The sequence below is a fragment of the Alkalimonas mucilaginosa genome, assembly GCF_036327005.1.
Lineage (GTDB): Bacteria > Pseudomonadota > Gammaproteobacteria > Enterobacterales > Alteromonadaceae > Alkalimonas > Alkalimonas mucilaginosa.
The window spans coordinates 58199-74365 of the sequence record NZ_JAUGZK010000009.1; the positions used below are offsets into that span (position 1 = coordinate 58199).

The 16167-nt window shown below is 52.5% G+C and carries 19 protein-coding genes and 1 other RNA gene; 10 read left to right on the forward strand and 10 right to left on the reverse strand.

Features of this window, described 5'->3' with window-relative positions:
- Positions 1-2 precede the first annotated feature (2 nt).
- The 10 genes from QWF21_RS12450 to QWF21_RS12495 form a co-directional block, all read right to left on the reverse strand.
- An RNA gene (locus QWF21_RS12450) (hammerhead ribozyme type II) lies at positions 3-70 on the reverse strand.
- Positions 68-343: an HU family DNA-binding protein gene (locus QWF21_RS12455; protein WP_330088377.1), complete on the reverse strand. Its 276-nt coding sequence runs from the start codon at positions 341-343 to the stop codon at positions 68-70. The genes QWF21_RS12450 and QWF21_RS12455 overlap by 3 nt, the downstream gene beginning before the upstream one ends.
- Positions 344-346: 3 nt before the next feature.
- The gene (locus QWF21_RS12460; protein ID WP_330088378.1) at positions 347-820 is read right to left on the reverse strand and encodes a hypothetical protein; all 474 of its coding nucleotides are present in this window, start codon (positions 818-820) and stop codon (positions 347-349) included.
- Entirely contained in the window at positions 817-1455 is a 639-nt protein-coding gene (locus tag QWF21_RS12465; RefSeq protein WP_330088379.1) for a DUF3164 family protein, read from the reverse strand. Before QWF21_RS12465 ends, QWF21_RS12460 begins: the two co-directional genes overlap by 4 nt.
- Before the next feature lie 13 nt (positions 1456-1468).
- The gene (locus QWF21_RS12470) at positions 1469-1708 is read right to left on the reverse strand and encodes a hypothetical protein (RefSeq protein WP_330088380.1); all 240 of its coding nucleotides are present in this window, start codon (positions 1706-1708) and stop codon (positions 1469-1471) included.
- Positions 1705-2019, reverse strand: coding sequence for a hypothetical protein (locus tag QWF21_RS12475; RefSeq protein WP_330088381.1), 315 nt, complete (start codon positions 2017-2019; stop codon positions 1705-1707). Before QWF21_RS12475 ends, QWF21_RS12470 begins: the two co-directional genes overlap by 4 nt.
- The gene (locus QWF21_RS12480; protein WP_330088382.1) at positions 2006-2590 is read right to left on the reverse strand and encodes a hypothetical protein; all 585 of its coding nucleotides are present in this window, start codon (positions 2588-2590) and stop codon (positions 2006-2008) included. Before QWF21_RS12480 ends, QWF21_RS12475 begins: the two co-directional genes overlap by 14 nt.
- Positions 2591-2607: 17 nt before the next feature.
- Entirely contained in the window at positions 2608-3315 is a 708-nt protein-coding gene (locus QWF21_RS12485; protein WP_330088383.1) for an ATP-binding protein, read from the reverse strand.
- Positions 3316-3326: 11 nt separating this feature from the next.
- Positions 3327-5528 carry a Mu transposase C-terminal domain-containing protein gene (locus QWF21_RS12490; protein WP_330088384.1) on the reverse strand — a complete coding sequence of 734 codons (2202 nt, stop codon included), beginning with the start codon at positions 5526-5528 and terminating at the stop codon, positions 3327-3329.
- Complete coding sequence (locus tag QWF21_RS12495; RefSeq protein WP_330088385.1) at positions 5525-5824, reverse strand: helix-turn-helix domain-containing protein; 300 nt, start codon at positions 5822-5824, stop codon at positions 5525-5527. The genes QWF21_RS12490 and QWF21_RS12495 overlap by 4 nt, the downstream gene beginning before the upstream one ends.
- 145 nt (positions 5825-5969) lie before the next feature.
- Here QWF21_RS12495 and QWF21_RS12500 point away from each other — a divergent pair, with 145 nt between their 5' ends.
- The 10 genes from QWF21_RS12500 to fliL all read left to right on the forward strand — a co-directional run bounded on the left by QWF21_RS12500 (position 5970) and on the right by fliL (position 16162).
- The gene (locus QWF21_RS12500) at positions 5970-6611 is read left to right on the forward strand and encodes an XRE family transcriptional regulator (RefSeq protein WP_330088386.1); all 642 of its coding nucleotides are present in this window, start codon (positions 5970-5972) and stop codon (positions 6609-6611) included.
- A gap of 670 nt (positions 6612-7281) precedes the next feature.
- Positions 7282-7686, forward strand: a complete 405-nt coding sequence (locus QWF21_RS18200) for a hypothetical protein (RefSeq protein WP_456237614.1) — start codon at positions 7282-7284, stop codon at positions 7684-7686.
- Positions 7687-7764: 78 nt separating this feature from the next.
- Positions 7765-8121 (forward strand): flagellar hook-basal body complex protein FliE, encoded by a 357-nt coding sequence (fliE, locus tag QWF21_RS12510; protein ID WP_330088388.1) that lies wholly within the window; start codon positions 7765-7767, stop codon positions 8119-8121.
- Positions 8122-8138: 17 nt separating this feature from the next.
- Complete coding sequence (fliF, locus tag QWF21_RS12515; RefSeq protein WP_330088389.1) at positions 8139-9839, forward strand: flagellar basal-body MS-ring/collar protein FliF; 1701 nt, start codon at positions 8139-8141, stop codon at positions 9837-9839.
- Positions 9832-10863 carry a flagellar motor switch protein FliG gene (fliG, locus tag QWF21_RS12520; protein WP_330088390.1) on the forward strand — a complete coding sequence of 344 codons (1032 nt, stop codon included), beginning with the start codon at positions 9832-9834 and terminating at the stop codon, positions 10861-10863. The genes fliF and fliG overlap by 8 nt, the downstream gene beginning before the upstream one ends.
- A 21-nt stretch (positions 10864-10884) precedes the next feature.
- Entirely contained in the window at positions 10885-11829 is a 945-nt protein-coding gene (gene fliH / locus QWF21_RS12525) for a flagellar assembly protein FliH (protein WP_330088391.1), read from the forward strand.
- Positions 11826-13175, forward strand: a complete 1350-nt coding sequence (gene fliI, locus QWF21_RS12530; RefSeq protein WP_330088392.1) for a flagellar protein export ATPase FliI — start codon at positions 11826-11828, stop codon at positions 13173-13175. Before fliH ends, fliI begins: the two co-directional genes overlap by 4 nt.
- A 5-nt stretch (positions 13176-13180) precedes the next feature.
- Positions 13181-13627, forward strand: coding sequence for a flagellar export protein FliJ (fliJ, locus tag QWF21_RS12535; protein ID WP_330088393.1), 447 nt, complete (start codon positions 13181-13183; stop codon positions 13625-13627).
- A 107-nt stretch (positions 13628-13734) separates the two neighbouring features.
- Positions 13735-15558, forward strand: a complete 1824-nt coding sequence (locus QWF21_RS12540; RefSeq protein WP_330088394.1) for a flagellar hook-length control protein FliK — start codon at positions 13735-13737, stop codon at positions 15556-15558.
- Between the two features lie 82 nt (positions 15559-15640).
- Positions 15641-16162, forward strand: coding sequence for a flagellar basal body-associated protein FliL (gene fliL / locus QWF21_RS12545; protein WP_330088395.1), 522 nt, complete (start codon positions 15641-15643; stop codon positions 16160-16162).
- Positions 16163-16167: the final 5 nt, after the last annotated feature.

Consider the following 16167-nt stretch of genomic DNA (forward strand, 5'->3'; position numbering starts at 1 on the left):
TTCCTCGGCTGCTCATCAGTACCGGTGAACCACCACCGGCAGACGCCCTAAACTGCTGGGCGTTTCGCTATGGGTTTAAAGCATCTTTAAGTTGCGGCGACTGTTTAAACACGGCCTTTACGCAGGCAGGCTGGTGCGTTGGCAGGCCGGATACTGGGTGCTTGCCAGTGCGGGCTGCCGCCTGGCGTGGTATGAAACTGCCAAAGCCCTGAATGGATACCGTGTGGTTGCTTTGCAGCTGCTGGGTGATGATGCTCAGCAGGCTATCTACAGCCCGCTCTGCACCGGCTTTGGTTAAGCCTGCATCGGTGGCCAGTTGTTGAATGAGTTGCGATTTGTTCACGGCTTAGTCCTCGTCAATAAACAGGGTTGGATCCTGGGTGATAACCAGCTGCACCTGGGTGCGTGGCCGGTCTTCGGTGAAGCTGCCAAGCCAGATGGCATGGTGACGATCACCGTGTTCATCCATTGTGGCTAATCTGTCGCGCACCATGGTTGCCAGTTCGCTGGACTGGCCTGCGACCAGCAGCAGCCGCTCGTTTTCGTACTCGCCATCAATTAACGGGATGTGGCTTACTTTCTCTGCCTGGATCCTCCCTGCTACCCAATCCCGTAGGCGCTTACGCTCTTTGCTGTTCAATTCCATCTGTTCGTCCTCAATGCTTTGTGGCTCCGGGCCACCCAGCACCCAGAGCAGGGCGTCTGTGACGCCGTGCTCGTAGGTTCTGCCAGGTTGGTTGGTGCCGTACTGTTCAACGATGCTCAGCGCTACAGCGATTTCCTGCTGGATGCGCTCTGTGCTTGGTACCGGGAAGCTCATAACGACACCGCCGCTAAATCTAAGGGGATGGGGCGGTACTGGTCTGTATCGCCAATGCGCTCATATACCCGGATGTAGGATTTGCTGCCGATCACCTGAATGGCTTCACCGATGGCGGCCATGGCTTGCTGCCAGCGCTCGTCTTTGATGTCCAGCCGCCGAAGGGCCAGCACCCGGCCTGTACTGATGTTGCCTTGCTTGTCTGCATCAAAGGCGCTTTTGACGATGGCTTTCAGCTCGTCGCTGGCGCTGGCTGTCCAGTCGCGCAGGCAGGTATCAATCAATGATTTGGCGGCCTGCAGGCGTTCATCAAAGCTGATGGTTTCGCTGATAGCGCGCACGACTTTGTATTTGCCATCAAAGCTGTACAGGGTGACGTTGCCTTTCTTGCCGCCTATGTTTGCTTTGTATTGCTCGGCAGACAGCTGGATAAAGGCAGCGATATCGGCAAAGGAACTGCGCTTGTAGTCAGCCAGCAAGGCGCTTAGCTCCTGGGCTTTTGTGACCAGCTCGCGCACCAGATCATCACGCGCCCGGTCAATGGGCCGGATCATCTTTTCTGGAATTAATGCGCCTTTGGCGTCTTGCCAGTAACCGGCAGGGATAGCAGCTTTTTTGTCAGTATTTTTGTTCATGGTGGTACCTTTTTTAATTGGCTGGCTGGTGCCAGTGGACTAAGCAATCGCCAACGCGGGCGGTGTAGCCAAGGCTGCGTTGGCCGTTTTTTGTTTCAATCAGCACGGTTGCATTGCGCTGCAAAACTGGGCAGGCAACGTCTATGCTGATGACCGGGCGTCGTTTTGCCTGGCGGACATTGACGATGTTGCAGCCCTGCTGAGCCAGCCATTGGCGGGCACGCTCTACCTGAAAACTGATAAGTTCACTCATGGGTTATTCGCCTTGTTTAGTGGGCATGTTTGGCATGCCTTCCATAGCCGGATCCGTTGTGGGTTGGTGGCAGCAAATGGCTTGGCTTGTTCGGTAGCACAGCGCTGAACCGTAATGTCACCCAATACCGGGCAGCTCACCCGTTCAGTGCTGTAGGCCTCGGTTACCTTGGCTGCGATGTTTTCCAGGTTCCCTGGGTATTTCTCGTTCAGCACCTGGCTGAGTGTGGTTTTGCTGATGCCCAGGGCGGCCTCTACTTTGCGGCGGCCCAGTTCATCGACTTTCTGGTTGAGCAGTTCAAGCCATTGCATGGTTCAGTTCCTTCTGTTGCTTGCTGATGCGTACTGGCTTCGGCACCAGTACTTTCAAATTTTGGTCATACAAGCCGTTATCCCGCACAATGGGGTATTTGTGGCCGGTGTTTTTCGATAGCCGGTACCGCACTGGGCGGCCCGTGCGCTCTTTCATTGAGGCTTTGCGGTTTAGCCCTCGTTTAATCACCACGTACTCAAACCGCACCAAATCGCACAGATAGCGCTCGATGCTGTTACGGCTGCACTCTGCGGTGGCCTGAATGTCTGCAATGGTGAATTCGCCCAGGAACCGTGCTGCCTGCCAGATGCGTTGGCGCTGGCTTTTGGGCCGCACTGCGGTAGTGTTTTTGCCTGGCAGGTGCGGGTTAGCGCCTGGCACTGCCTGGTAAACTACTGGCTTTACACCTTGGCTGGTGGTTTCTATGGCCTTTAAGTCCTGCAGATGGGCAATCACCATCTGCGCTGATTTCAGGCTTACATCCATGTGAGCTGCCAGCTCGGCACTGCCGAAGTCTGGCTGCTCTTTAATCCACTCCCAGGCGCGCTGGCTGAGTGTTTTTTTCTTCATATCGCTGCTGCCTACCCTTATTTCACGCTTGGGAAGAAGGGTTGTTCACCCCACTGATGGGCGTTAATGCGAGCCATGCCATTGGAGCGGGCGAAGGCTTCAATCGCACTCAGGCCGGTGTGGATGCGCCGGAAGTTTCCGGCTGCGGCTTGCAGCAGCTCTGCCAGTAGGTCTTGATCGATAGCGGTATCGGTGACCAGTTCGCTGGCCATGGTTACGATGTCGTCGAGGTCTGCAGGGCGGAATTCGACATGCTGAGAAATCCGGCTGTACAGCTGCTCTAGCCGCTTCACTTTCTTGGGCAGTTGGTTGTAGCCGATCAGGATGATTGGCACATTGGCCAGGTCGTAGATATCGCGGATCGTTTCCAGTACGTCTTTACGCTCGGCGATGTAGTCGCACTCATCAATAAACAGCGGCTTACCGGTTACGCTGAGTTCGTGCACGATGTAGCGCAGCATATCGGCTTTGCGTTGGCGTTGATCCAGGCCCAATTCTTGCGCCAGACGCTCCAGGAAGGTGCCCAGGGTATCTGACATCATGCAGCGCACTAACACGCCATCTGCCTGGACAAACAGCCAGCTGCCAGCGGTGGTTTTACCCAGGCCAGCCATACCAGTGAACATGCCGATGGCTGGGGTGCCAGACTGGGCGGCTTCATTCAGGATTTGGTAGGCATCGAATGCGGCCAATACGTTTTTTGTTTTTGCTACTACTGTTTTCATGTGTATCTCCGTTACTTAGAGGCTTTATTGGTGTTGAACATTTCGTCGAGCATGCGCGCAGCTGCCTTGTTGCGACGGCGGTAGTCGTGCAACCAGGCTTTCTCGACGGCGGGTAAATCGGTGGATAGGCTAAGCTCTGTCAGGTAGCGTGCTTTGTGGGCATCGCTGCTGAACACTGGGGTGGCGGCCTTTTTCTCCAGGGCTTCCAGCTCTTTGCGGCGTTTCTCAAACTCCGATAGCTGCTGCTCGGTGTAAGCTGGCTCTGTTTGTTGGCTGGCAGCAATGGCTGCCTCGGCGGCTTGCGTCAGGTTGGTTACGGCTTGCTCTGAGCGTTTTGGCATAGCACTCAGGTTGCCGTTCTGGGCTGTTTTGGCATCCAGGATCCGTTGTGCGATATCGCCGACCTGGTGCTGCTTGGCTGCTTTTTTGAATTCTGCCCGGCGCTCACGCTGTTGTTTGCGCTGAATCGCTTTTGCCTCAATGGCAATGTCCTGCAGCTCTAAGCCATTACCGGCAATCTCCGGGTTCACGGCTTCGCAGATGAAGTGGTGTTTTAGGGCATGGAAAACATAAATTTTGCCAACGTCTTTGGGGTTCCAGCGGCAGTAAACGCGCTCACCGATGTATGCCCCAAGCTCTGCGTGGACATAGGATCCGCCTTCAACACTAATGCCATCGCTTTTATTGACGGTGCGGTATCCTTTATTACCCGGTACCGGAGCCAGCAAAATATCCAGCACATGGGCATTGTCGAGCCTGCGAATGTGCTGCTGATGACCAACAAACTTTTCAAAGGGGGAACAGTTCAGGCTGCTGTGCCGTGCATGGTGGTAGTGGTTTTCGATCCATTGACTGATAAAGGCTTCGAACTGCTCAGCAGTAAGATCGACATTCAGGGCGATTTTGTCTTCGCCTTTTTTGCGGCGTTCTAACAGCCTTTGTTCGAAGGTTAAACGGGCATTGATTTTCTGCCGGTCAGCCACGCTATGGCCAATATAGCCCTGGCACAGCTCAGCAATGCCGTGGCTAAAGGTACGAAAGAAGCGCTCAATAAAAGGCTTTTCCCAGCCAGAATAAGGGTTGGTTACATCGTGTTCGATGCCCAATGCATCCCAGACGCTGCTGATGTGGGCACTGGTATAGTCGGATCCGTTATCGGTTCGGGCGACTTCCGGTAAACCCCAGTCCAGGATGGTTTCACGGATCAGCAGAGAAATAGCCTCTGCATTGGATGTTGGCCGCAGAATGCACTTCACGCGGCGGGTGAATACGTCGATCACACCTACGATGCTGTAACGGCCATCTTTAAGCATGACGTCTGCCGGGGTGCTGTCGAATTCCCACAGCTGGTTGATGCGGGATATGGCAAACGACTTATTGCCGAAGGCCACCATGCGCTTGTTCTGCCAGCCGCTTGGGTCACAAAGCGACATAAAGAGTTCTTGATTATCTTCTTTCCAGCGCTTTAACCAGGAACGGCAGGTAGCAGGTGCCGGAATGGTGAACTCCCCGCTGAACTCTGTGCTCAAAGCTTCATAAAGCGCATCGCCTTTGATATGGGGGTACTCACGCAGCATCGCCATGCAGAAAGAGTGCAGCACCGGCTCTGAATCAATCAGCCCTGTGCCTTTGTTTTTGCCGTACTTACCAGCCAGAGCGGTGATGCCATTCTTTTCGTATTCGCTGGCCCAGCGGGCAAGGGTGCTAAAGCCAATCGTGGGCTTGATGTCGTAGGCATTGGCAGGCACATCAGCCTGGCGGCTGTTGTAGTGTTCACAGAATTGACGCCAGGCAGCGACTTTAGGCAGGCCACTTTGAGCGGTAAAGCGCTCAGCGGCTTTTAAGATGATCAGAGCGTTTTCTGCTCTGGTTTTTGCTGGGCCTTGCATGCCAGCCAGTTCAGCTAAAGCATCGGCTTTGCGGCTTTGGTTCACCTGGTTGGTCAATTGCTGCTTTGCTGTCAGCTTCTTGGCGTGTGCCTTGGCTTTTTGCTGCACCATTGCATCACTGGGCGTTGCAGCTGCAACACCACTGCATAAGATGACCGAGCGGATATCATCAGGTAGTTCCGAGACAATAAAATGTTTGATTTGCCCGCCGCGACCAGTTCTGAGCTCATAGGCCCAGTTCTCTTTGTTTGCGCGGATCCGAATGGTTCTGTCAGCAACAGCTATGGCTGCTGCAATCTGCTGTGCAGTCATAGCCATAGTCATTTTTTGATCCCTTTGTATTCTATTGATATATAATCAGGATTCTTGGTAATGCTTCTTTTGCCTTTGCGCCGAGACGTAGTACCATCACTGTTGTAGCGAGATGGCCAGATTGTTTGGGGTGATACGCCAATTGCATCAGCGATGATTCGCTCTGCCTTTGGGTAAGGACGCTGTAGGGCTTGAGCCAGGGTATTAGGTGCTAAGCCATTTTCTTCGGATAGTTGACGAAGTGATGTCTGAGCATTAATCCTTAACTCTGCAATTATCTTTGCGTTGTGCCAGTCCAATTCGGCCATTTTTTTGTCCTTTAAAATGTCTGCATATATACATTTTAAAGACAAAAAATTGTCTTATGCAAGTGCTTCAAGATAAAAAAATGTCTTGTTGCGCGTTTGGTATTGATTAATAAGGATAAAAAAATGTCCTGCTATTGGTGTTTTCATGGATTCTAACGAGTTTGGTGAGTTCATTAAGATGGTTCGGGACAAAGTTTTGTCTCGTCCGCAGATGGCTGAAAAAACCGGATTGCACATCAATACAATCAAAGGTTATGAGCAGGAAGGTCGATTACCCGATGTTGATTACCTGGCGCAGCTGGCCATTGAAACTGGTCACTCCTTTGCGGACTTGCTGAATAAGCGTTTACTGGCTGGCAGAGTGGGGCAGGTTGCCAAAGACAAGCATTTATTGGTTGCAGAGCGGATCAGTGATTACCAGGTATCGGTTAAACCTGCCAGGAACCTGCCCAGGCTGCCAGTACTGAACCAGGATAAATCGGTCTTTATAGATGATGAATTACTGCCAGCTGGATTGGATCTAAGTCATCTTATTGTGTTGCAAGTCGATGAGCCTCTGCGTAGATACCTGGTTGTTGATCCCGAAGACAAGGCATTGCAAGACGGTCAGACGTTTATCCTGGACTATGGCACCGGCTTGGTAGCGCGAAAAATTCAATTTGGTATAGCGGGGGCCATTATGTTGATTGCTGAAGGGCAGGCAGCGGCACCGCTCACAGTCCCGGATGAGCAGCGCGATCAGATTAAACTGATTGGCCGGGTCGTTTGCAGTATCAACCACAGTTGAAAGTCGGATCTGGTGATTGACGATCATGATCCGACTTTCTGTATTAGTTAAACAAGGCTAAACCTTCCTCAACCCCTTTGAAATAGCTGCATCTGGCTAACTCGGATCAGCAGCTCGCCAACTCGGATCATTGATCCGACTTTACCAGTAACCCGGATCGGCCAGGCAAACTAAAAATCATTCGGTTTTCATCATTGCATGATGCCTGCACACCGCATTTAAACTGGTACTGTTGATGGTAGGGGAGGCGCTTTAGTGCTGATATGATGATGAGGTCTTTGCGGCTTTAAAAAATGAGAATTTTTCTGACTTACTCAAATTATGCTGCGATCCGACTTTTTTTGACTTTTCTCTGTATCCCTTGTGTTTTACGGCTTTCCCAGATATTCCCGCCAAATTTTAGTTATTCCCGGTTTCTCATACTTATCGATCACTTACAGGAACGCACCTTAAGTGCGGCCCCGAAGGGGTGGAGGGCTGGACGCCCGGAATAATCCCTCCCGGACTATGAGCTGCAATAATCTCAGCGAAAGCCAGGGGCTTTTTGTTTGACTGCGGAGCAGGGCGGCCTTGGCGCGAAGCCTTACCCTATTTACTTCCAACAAATCTAAGCTATCTTCAATACACCGGCCCCCTTTAGCCAGCAGCCCTGCATGGATAGGCTTCTATCATGACAACCCCGACAACTGACCTCCCCAGCCCGGTAGCAACGGCTGAGCGCATGCTGATCCTGGATGCGATCCGCGGTTTTGCCCTCTTTGGCATTTTAATGATGAACATCGAGTTTTTTCAGCGGCCTATTCAAGCGCTGATGCTGGGATTTAACTCCGAGCAAAGCGGGTTGGATTATGCGGTGGCCTGGTTGTCCTTTACCTTTGTACAAGGCAAGTTCTATACGCTGTTTTCCTTACTGTTTGGCCTTGTTGCTTTATGGCTTACAGCTTTGGTTCAGCCACTGGTGGCTGCTGCGCTATCGCTATGGGCCGATGGAGTGGTTGTGGCGCTTACTGACTTATGGCAAGCGCCAGGCGTTTCAAATTTGACCAAAGTTCCAACTCAATCGAGTTTAAGTTAATGATATTTATCATATAAAACATGGCACGCTCTATGCTTTATCTCTGTGAAGAACAATTTTTTGACAGAGGGTTTCGCCATGCAAATCAAAGGTCCTGGAGTGTCACTGTACAATCAGATGCAAGCCATGGCGCAGCAAGCACGTGGGCCACAGCAGACCATGGCCGTGCAACGGCTGGAGCAAGGCGGCGTGTCTCCTGTCAGCCACAGCCAGAGTGACTTTGGTGCCATGCTGAAAGGGGCCATCGATAACGTCAATGGCTTGCAGATGCATGCCCGGGGCTTGGCTTCTGCGGTAGAAAATGGGGTTGAGGGCGTTACCATTGCCGAGGCTATGATTGCTGCGTCGAAATCATCCATTGCTTTTGAAGCGACCGTTCAGGTTCGTAATAAAGTAGTGGAAGCCTATAAAGAAATTATGACGATGCCGGTATAAGAGCTAAGGGGTAAGTTGTGGCAGAGAACCAATCCACAGAACTGGCGTTAAGCGGCGACGACTTTAACTCCGGCGATCAGCAGGAACAAAAATCCGGTTTTATCAGCAACCTGGGTGGCACTGATCTGCTTCGTCAGATCACCATGATCATCGCACTGACTATTTGCTTAGCCATCGCCTTATTGATTATTTTATGGGCCCGCCAGCCAGAGATGCGGCCACTAGGCACCTTTGCGACAGAAGAGTTGATTCAAACGCTGGATCATCTGGATTCACAGCGGGTGAAATACCGACTGGATGGCAATGTTATTTACGTGGCTGAAAATGAGTTTCAAAGCATCCGTCTTGGTATGTCTCGGGCAGGTCTGACGCACGAGCCATCGACTGGCACAGATATTTTGATGCAGGACAGTGGCTTTGGTGTCAGCCAGCGCCTGGAGTCTGAGCGATTAAAGCACAGCAGGGAACAACAGTTAGCCCGAACCATTGAAGAATTACAGAGTATTTCCAGGGCTCGTGTGCACCTGGCTATTCCGCCTGAAAATGTATTTGCCAGGCGTGAACGTTTGCCATCAGCTACTGTGTTGGTGACAGCGCGCGGTGGTCGGGTGATCCGCGACAGCGAAGTGGATGCCATTGTGGATATAGTCGCATCGGCAGTGCAAAGTCTGGAGCCATCGCGTGTGACGGTCACCGATCAAAATGGGCGTTTGCTAAACAGTGGCTCTCAGGACATGGCTTCGGCCCGGAAACGTCGTGAGTATGAACTAGAACGAGCCCGGGAAGATGAATATCGGCAGCGGATTGATAGCATCCTGTTGCCGGTGCTAGGGATGGGGAATTATACCGCGCAGGTCGATGTGGTGATGGATTTTAGCACTCTGGAGCAGACACAGCAGCGCTTTAACCCAGACTTGCCAGCGATTCGCAGCGAGATGAGCATTGAAGAGAGCAGTGTTGGTGGATTAAGTGGGGGCATCCCCGGTGCTTTGTCCAACCAGCCGCCTATGCCCTCAGCGATACCTGAGGAAGCAACCGGGGGCGGTGCTACGCCTGTGGTGCCTGGGCGAAATCATCGCGAGAGTACCCGAAACTATGAGTTGGATACCACCATCAGCCACAGCTCCCAACAATCTGGAGTAGTGCGCCGGATCAGTGTATCGGTTGCAGTCGATTACAAACTTGGCCCGAATGAACAAGGAGAGCTTGAGCCACAGCCTCGAACCCAGGCTGAATTGGCTAACATAAGACGTTTGTTGCAGGGCAGTATCGGTTATGATGTTCAGCGTGGTGACAGCATAGAAGTGGTGTCTGTGCCCTTCACCCGGACAGAGCTGGATGCTGAGCCAACGGTCTTCTTCTATCAGGAAGAGTGGTTTATGCGGCTTACACGGTTGCTTATCGCAGGCTTGGTGATCATTGTATTGATCTTGTCTGTGGTACGGCCAATGCTGAAAAAACTGATCTATCCTGAAGATACCAAAGATGCCTATGATGAAGATGCGCTGGGCTCTGGTTTGGATTTGGGTGACGATACCATTGATATGCTGAAGTCGAGTTTTGATGAAACTGCCGTTGGCTTTGCTGAAGATGGTACCTTGATGCTGCCGGACTTGCACGGTGATGAAGATTTGCTGAAGGCGGTTCGGGCTTTGGTAGCGAACGAACCTGAATTGTCGGCCCTGGTGGTCAGAAACTGGTTGGAAGAAGATGACTGAGAACGATGAAAAGCCAAGTTTCGATGTAGGCAAGCTGGATGGTGTTGAGAAAGCCGCTATTCTGCTGTTGAGCCTATCGGAAGAAGATGCTGCTCAGATCCTAAAGCACCTGGAGCCTAAGCAGGTGCAAAAGGTAGGCGCAGCCATGGCACAGATGACGGATCTGAATCAGGCGAAGATTTCCGCAGTGCACCGTTTGTTTATTGAACAGATCCAGAACTTTAGTACCATCGGATTCCAGAGTGAAGACTTTATTAAGCGCGCTTTGACTGCAGCGCTTGGGGAAGAAAAAGCTGCTAATCTGATTGACCAGATCCTCATCGGTGGTAGTGCCAGAGGATTGGACTCGCTGAAATGGATGGATTCCAAGCAGGTAGCAAATATCATCCGCAACGAGCACCCGCAAATTCAGACCATAGTGCTCTCCTATCTGGCGCCTGAGCAATCGGCTGAAATTTTGTCGCAGTTTACTGAAAAAGTGCGGCTGGATCTCACCATGCGTATTGCCAATCTGGAAGAAGTGCAGCCAGCTGCATTGCAGGAACTGAATGAGATTATGGAGAAACAATTTGCCGGACAAGCCGGAGCTCAAACTGCGAAGATGGGAGGCTTGAAAGCGGCTGCAGATATTCTGAACTACCTGGATACCAACATCGAAGGCCAGTTGCTCGATTCTATCCGTGAAAACGATGAAGAAATGGCGCAACAGATCCAGGATCTGATGTTTGTGTTTGAAAACCTGATTGATGTCGAAGATCGTGGTATTCAGACGCTGCTGCGTGAAATTGAGCAGGATATTCTGATGAAAGCACTCAAAGGTGCTGATGATAGCTTAAAAGAGAAAGTCTTCAGCAATATGTCAAAACGTGCTGCCGAATTGCTGCGGGATGATCTGGAAGCCATGGGGCCGGTTCGGGTCAGTGATGTCGAGGCGGCACAGAAAGAAATCCTGGCCACGGCCCGTCGTCTGGCGGATGCCGGTGAAATTATGCTTGGTGGCGGTGGTGGTGATGACTTCCTTTAATGCCGGACAGCGGAGCTGCCTATGAGTTCGGATCAGTTTCGCTATAAGCGCCCATTCTCACCAGATGCCAGTACCCTGGATCAGTTGCAAGAGTGGTCAACGCCCGATTTAAGCGCGGATATGCGCAAGTATGAAAAAACCAATGCCTTAAATAAAACCAGGCCAGTTCGGAAGACAGAAGAGCACAGTGTTGCCGAAGAGGACGAAGAACTTAGCCTGAAGCCTTTGACTGCCGAGCAGATGGAGCTATTGCGGCAACAGGCTTATGAAGCTGGCTTTAGTGAGGGCAAAGACGATGGTTTTGCAAAAGGCTACGAAGAAGGGCGGCAACAAGGCCAGGAGGATGGTGTAAAGCAGGGGCTGGCAGAAGGCAAGAAGCTGGGGTTGGAAGAAGGGCAGCAGCAAAGTGAGCTGCAGTTCAAAGCACTGGCGTTGTTGCTGGATAAACTGCAACAGCCATTGCAACAGCTGGAGCAACAGGTTGAGCAGGAGCTGGTTGCCTTGACGTTGGCCATGGCAAAAGCGGTGTTGCAAACGGAAGTTCAAACCAATCCTCAGGTGATTTTAACGGCGTTACAACAGGCGATAGATGCCTTGCCTCTGGCGCAGGGCAAAGTTCAGATCAAGTTACATCCTGACGACCTGGCTCTGGTGCAACAAAAGTACAACCCGGAACAATTGAAAGAGCGTGGCTGGCAGTTGCTGGCTGAACCCACTCTAAGCCGAGGTGGTTGCCGACTGGAAACGGAGCTATCCCGGGTAGATCGCACTGTAGAGCAGCGACTGCAGAGTGCTTTGGCACATTTCCTGTCCACGGCCGATGACCCATCCTTAGCTGTCAGCCCACCAATACAGACGGTGGTGGCCAGCACCCGGCAAGAACCGCCGCCGGACTCGGAAGAAAAAGCCGCTCCTCTTGACGCTGGAAGCCTGTCTGAAGAGTCCGATCAGGAGCCGCCACCATGACCACGCCTTTGGCTGAGCGTATCCGTCAGCAGCAAGGCTATATCCGCGCAAGCCGGCCTTCGGTGTCTGGTCAATTGGTACGGGTGGTTGGACTAACACTGGAAGCGACAGGATGCAGTGCTGGTATTGGCCAAAGCTGTGAAGTGGAAACCGCACAGGGGACGATACTGGCGGAGGTGGTAGGCTTTGCCGGTGATCGCATATTCCTGATGCCCAAAGACGATATCTCCGGAGTGGTTCCGGGGGCTAAGGTCACGCCTGTGCTGCATGAGCAAGGAGTGCCTTTGAGCATGAACTTGCTTGGCCGTGTTGTCGATGGCGCCGGTAAGCCTTTGGACGGCAAAGGCCCTATTAAAGCAACAAACTTTGCGCAGCAGCGGAAAGTGCCTATCAACCCATTGCAACGCCAGCCCATCCGCCAGCCATTGGATGTAGGGGTGCGGGCTATCAACAGTGTGCTCACTGTAGGGAAGGGGCAGCGGATGGGGTTGTTTGCCGGTAGTGGCGTGGGCAAAAGCGTGTTGCTGGGCATGATGACGCGTGGTACCAGTGCCGATGTGATCGTGGTGGGGCTGGTGGGTGAGCGTGGCCGCGAAGTGAAAGAATTTATTGATGATATTTTGGGCGAGGAAGGCCGTGAACGTGCGGTGGTGGTGGCATCGCCAGCCGATGTGTCGCCGGTCATGCGCTTGAAAGGCTGTGAGACGGCAGTGCAAATTGCCGAGTATTTTCGTGATCAGGGGCTGGATGTATTGCTGCTGATTGATTCCATCACCCGCTATGCCCAGGCGCAACGTGAGATTGCTCTGGCGGTTGGGGAACCACCGGCTACCAAAGGTTATCCGCCATCGGTGTTCGCCAAGTTACCTGCTTTGGTCGAGCGGGCGGGTAATGGGGCTGTGGGGAAGGGCTCCATTACTGGGTTTTATACGGTTTTGTCCGAGGGGGATGACTTGCAGGATCCGATTGCGGATGCATCCCGGGCGATACTGGATGGGCACATAGTATTGTCCCGACAACTGGCAGATAGTGGTCATTTTCCGGCCATAGATATTGAGCAGTCGATCAGCCGGGTAATGCCAGCAGTCACCAGTCTGGAGCACCAACTGGTTGCCCGGCAGTTAAAACAGCTGTATGCCAGTTACCGGCAGAGTAAAGACTTAATTGCTATCGGCGCTTATGTGAAAGGCAGTGATCCGTTACTGGATAAAGCGGTTGCGTTAATGCCTGCTATCCAGCGCTTTTTACAGCAGGGGATGAAAGAAGTGGTGCCCTATGATGACAGTTTGATGGCTTTGACACAGATATTGCCACAAGCCGCCCATAGTCAGTCTGTGCCTGGGTAAAACAAATGGCCAATAAACAACTGGAGCTGCTGGTAAAAGTGCAACTGGAGCGAGAAGAAAAGCTTCAAGCTAACTTTATGCAAGCCTTGCAGTACACCAGACAAGCCGAGCAAAAATATCAGGGATTGGCCGATTACCGAACCGACTATATTTTGCAAAGCCAGCAGCAAGGCAGTGCTGGTTTACAAAGCCGTCAGTACAATCAATTTGTGAGCTTTATTGCCAAGCTGGATTTGGCACTGGAGCAGCAGGCAAAACAAATTCAGCAGGCGCAAACCGTGCTGGAGCAGCGTCGCCAGCAATGGTTGAGCATGCAAAAAAAGCGTAAGGCATTGGAGTACTTGCTGGAGCAACAGCGGCAGCAGGCTTTGCAAAAAGCAGCAAAAACCGAGCAGTTGTTGCAAGATGAACTTGCGATGCAGCAGTTTGTGCGCCGTTACTCCCAACGGTAAATGGCATACCCTAATACTTGGCCTGGATTTTGAATACATCTGAGCAAGGCGTCAGAGTAAGCCTGCTCTGGTCAGTTCAATACGTGTAAGCCGTAAGGAGAGTGCACATGGCGGATGCATTACAGATGTTTTTGCTGTCGGCGAGTACCGCCCAGCCTGGTGCAAGTGCTGGCAGTAAAACGGTCGAGCCGGAGCTATCGGCAGATGTTCAGGCTTTTGCCGATACTCTGGCCGAAGCGGGTGAGCAGCCATTGCGGCTAATCGAACGGCAAAAAGCTGCCATGCCTTCGGCAGTAGATGATGCGCTGGTGGCAGAATCGGTTAGCTCTGAGTCCTTGGAAGCAATTCTTAGTGATGAGCAAAGCTCGGCGGATGATAAAGATGCCGCCCGGGCCTGGTTGGCCATTATTCGTGACGGGCAAAAAGCAAGCTCCGGTTTAACCCTGGCAGCCAGCAAACTCGATCAACAAACAGGCGCTGAAGCCGATCAGGACCAGGTAGACAGCAGTACGTTGAAACCAAAGGCCCTGCGGAGCTTAAGCTTGGCTGGCGCGGCTGTTTCATCGAACCAGCTGGAGTCCGAGACGGGTTTCCACTTGCAAGCCCGGGCCAAGGTCAATGAACAAAGCGAACTGGTTGCAGCTGAAGTGCAACCAGAGCCGGGTAGTGGTGGGGCGACGTCAGCTGATGTCAGCTCAGAGCAAGCAGCTGTTTCCGATGAACCATTGCCGGCCTCTAAGCACACTGACAAACGCACAGCCAGCTCCTTGGTGCATAATCCCGAGCAACCTAAATCGATGCAATCACCATCTGAACAGACGGCTGCAGGCTCAGACATGGCTAAAGCGGCATGGGCAGCATCCGATGAGGTAGCCGCCCGAGAGTCTGTGGCCACAATGCCACATGATGCTGAGCCCGGAGTGTCGGTTTCGCGTGCGGGTTCACTTGCTGATGCTGCTTCCGATAGCAAGGCAAGCGACGCAAATCTGTCCGAGGCCAAGACTTCCACCGCCACAGCCAAATCAGAGCCGTCGGTAGGGCTATCGGAGTTGACCGCGGGGCTTGCTGATGCATCCATATCGGAGCATACGGCAACAAGTCATAGCAGTCCGCTGACGCGAAGCGAGGGGCCGACCAATCAGCAAACGCTGGCCTCAGCAGTGCAGGCCCGGGCTGAAGCGCTTAGTAGCACCACCGCAGCCAGTTCCCAGTCTGGTGGATCCCCATCGGGTGAGCAAAAAGATCAAAGCAGTGCCAGTAACCTGTTGAACGCCATGCAGCAATCTTTAGCCAACAAAAGCAACGACAATGCAGGCCAGACCAATGCCGCAGATGAACAAGTTCCATCGCCGCTCGATAGCCTGTTGCGTGCCACAAATGCAACCTCCAGTCTGCAAGCAACTGGCCAGCCACAACCCTTAACCCTGTCTGCCAGCATCAATACCGCCCAATTACTGCAAAGCCAGGGCAGTGCTGCATCACCGGCCAATGTCACACCAACGGTCAGTGAGCTGTTACGACAGCCAGTGAACTTATTAGCTGCCGATGCGACAGGCCAATTGCGTGAGCGCCTGGTAATGATGGTGCGTAATTCGGTGCACAGTGCTGACATTAAACTGGATCCGGCCGAGCTCGGCAGTATGACTATCCGTATCAGCATGCAGCAGGAGCAGGCCAATGTGCATTTTTTGGTGCAACAGGCTCATGCTAGAGAGATTTTGGAGCAACAGCTGCCAAGGTTACGTGATATGTTAGGGGAGCATGGTATTGAACTGGCCGACGGCCAGGTAGCGCAACAGCAATCCGGTCAACAGCAACAAGACCAGCCTGCAGGCCAGGCAATGGCAAACGAAGATGATGATGTATTTATGCAAGAGCAGCAGCTGGAAGTCGCCAGACCAACGGACAGGCTGGTGGATTATTATGCATAACGATGTTTTTACCAGGTCTGTAATTGCGATCCGCACAGCCTGCGTTCACAATAGCATAAAGTATTTATAAGCGGGGCAAGGCATGGCAGACAATAATGAGTTGAAAATAGCGGAAGGCAGTTCGAAAAAGAAACTGATTCTGATGGTCGCTGGTGGCGTTGCTATCTTGCTTGTTGTGGTGGTAGCGGTGCTGTTTTTCTTCTCCTCAGGCGATAGTGGTCAATCAGGGGCCGGGGGGCCCGGAACAGCAACTGGCATCGATGGAGCACCGCCAGCACCCACTGGGACAGCCTATTATGTGCCTTTGCCAAGACCCTTTATCTTTAATGTGCCGGGCAGTAGCCGGGATCGTCTGGTACAGATCCGAGTGCAACTATTGGTCCGTGGCAGCAACAACGATACGCTGGCAAAGCGGCATATCCCACTGATTGAAGGCAGCCTGCTGCAAACGTTCAGCAGTGCCAATGCGGATGATTTGGTGACGGCCGCAGGCAAAGAAAGCCTGCGCAATAAAGCCTTGAGTGATTTGCAACAGGAGCTGTTAAAGGTGACAGGGACTGTGGTGGTGGAAGAGGTTCTCTTCACCGGTTTTGTAATGCAATAAAAGGG

Coding starts and splice junctions, on each gene's coding strand:
- fliJ (WP_330088393.1), top strand. CDS start 13,181: ATGGCCAATAAACAACTGGAGCTGCTGGTAAAAGTGCAACTGGAGCGA.
- QWF21_RS12485 (WP_330088383.1), bottom strand. CDS start 3,315: ATGAAAACAGTAGTAGCAAAAACAAAAAACGTATTGGCCGCATTCGAT.
- fliI (WP_330088392.1), top strand. CDS start 11,826: ATGACCACGCCTTTGGCTGAGCGTATCCGTCAGCAGCAAGGCTATATC.
- QWF21_RS12495 (WP_330088385.1), bottom strand. CDS start 5,824: ATGGCCGAATTGGACTGGCACAACGCAAAGATAATTGCAGAGTTAAGG.
- QWF21_RS12470 (WP_330088380.1), bottom strand. CDS start 1,708: ATGAGTGAACTTATCAGTTTTCAGGTAGAGCGTGCCCGCCAATGGCTG.
- QWF21_RS12475 (WP_330088381.1), bottom strand. CDS start 2,019: ATGCAATGGCTTGAACTGCTCAACCAGAAAGTCGATGAACTGGGCCGC.
- QWF21_RS12500 (WP_330088386.1), top strand. CDS start 5,970: ATGGATTCTAACGAGTTTGGTGAGTTCATTAAGATGGTTCGGGACAAA.
- fliH (WP_330088391.1), top strand. CDS start 10,885: ATGAGTTCGGATCAGTTTCGCTATAAGCGCCCATTCTCACCAGATGCC.
- QWF21_RS12460 (WP_330088378.1), bottom strand. CDS start 820: ATGAGCTTCCCGGTACCAAGCACAGAGCGCATCCAGCAGGAAATCGCT.
- fliE (WP_330088388.1), top strand. CDS start 7,765: ATGCAAATCAAAGGTCCTGGAGTGTCACTGTACAATCAGATGCAAGCC.
- fliG (WP_330088390.1), top strand. CDS start 9,832: ATGACTGAGAACGATGAAAAGCCAAGTTTCGATGTAGGCAAGCTGGAT.
- fliL (WP_330088395.1), top strand. CDS start 15,641: ATGGCAGACAATAATGAGTTGAAAATAGCGGAAGGCAGTTCGAAAAAG.
- QWF21_RS12540 (WP_330088394.1), top strand. CDS start 13,735: ATGGCGGATGCATTACAGATGTTTTTGCTGTCGGCGAGTACCGCCCAG.
- QWF21_RS12490 (WP_330088384.1), bottom strand. CDS start 5,528: ATGACTATGGCTATGACTGCACAGCAGATTGCAGCAGCCATAGCTGTT.
- QWF21_RS18200 (WP_456237614.1), top strand. CDS start 7,282: ATGACAACCCCGACAACTGACCTCCCCAGCCCGGTAGCAACGGCTGAG.
- QWF21_RS12480 (WP_330088382.1), bottom strand. CDS start 2,590: ATGAAGAAAAAAACACTCAGCCAGCGCGCCTGGGAGTGGATTAAAGAG.
- QWF21_RS12465 (WP_330088379.1), bottom strand. CDS start 1,455: ATGAACAAAAATACTGACAAAAAAGCTGCTATCCCTGCCGGTTACTGG.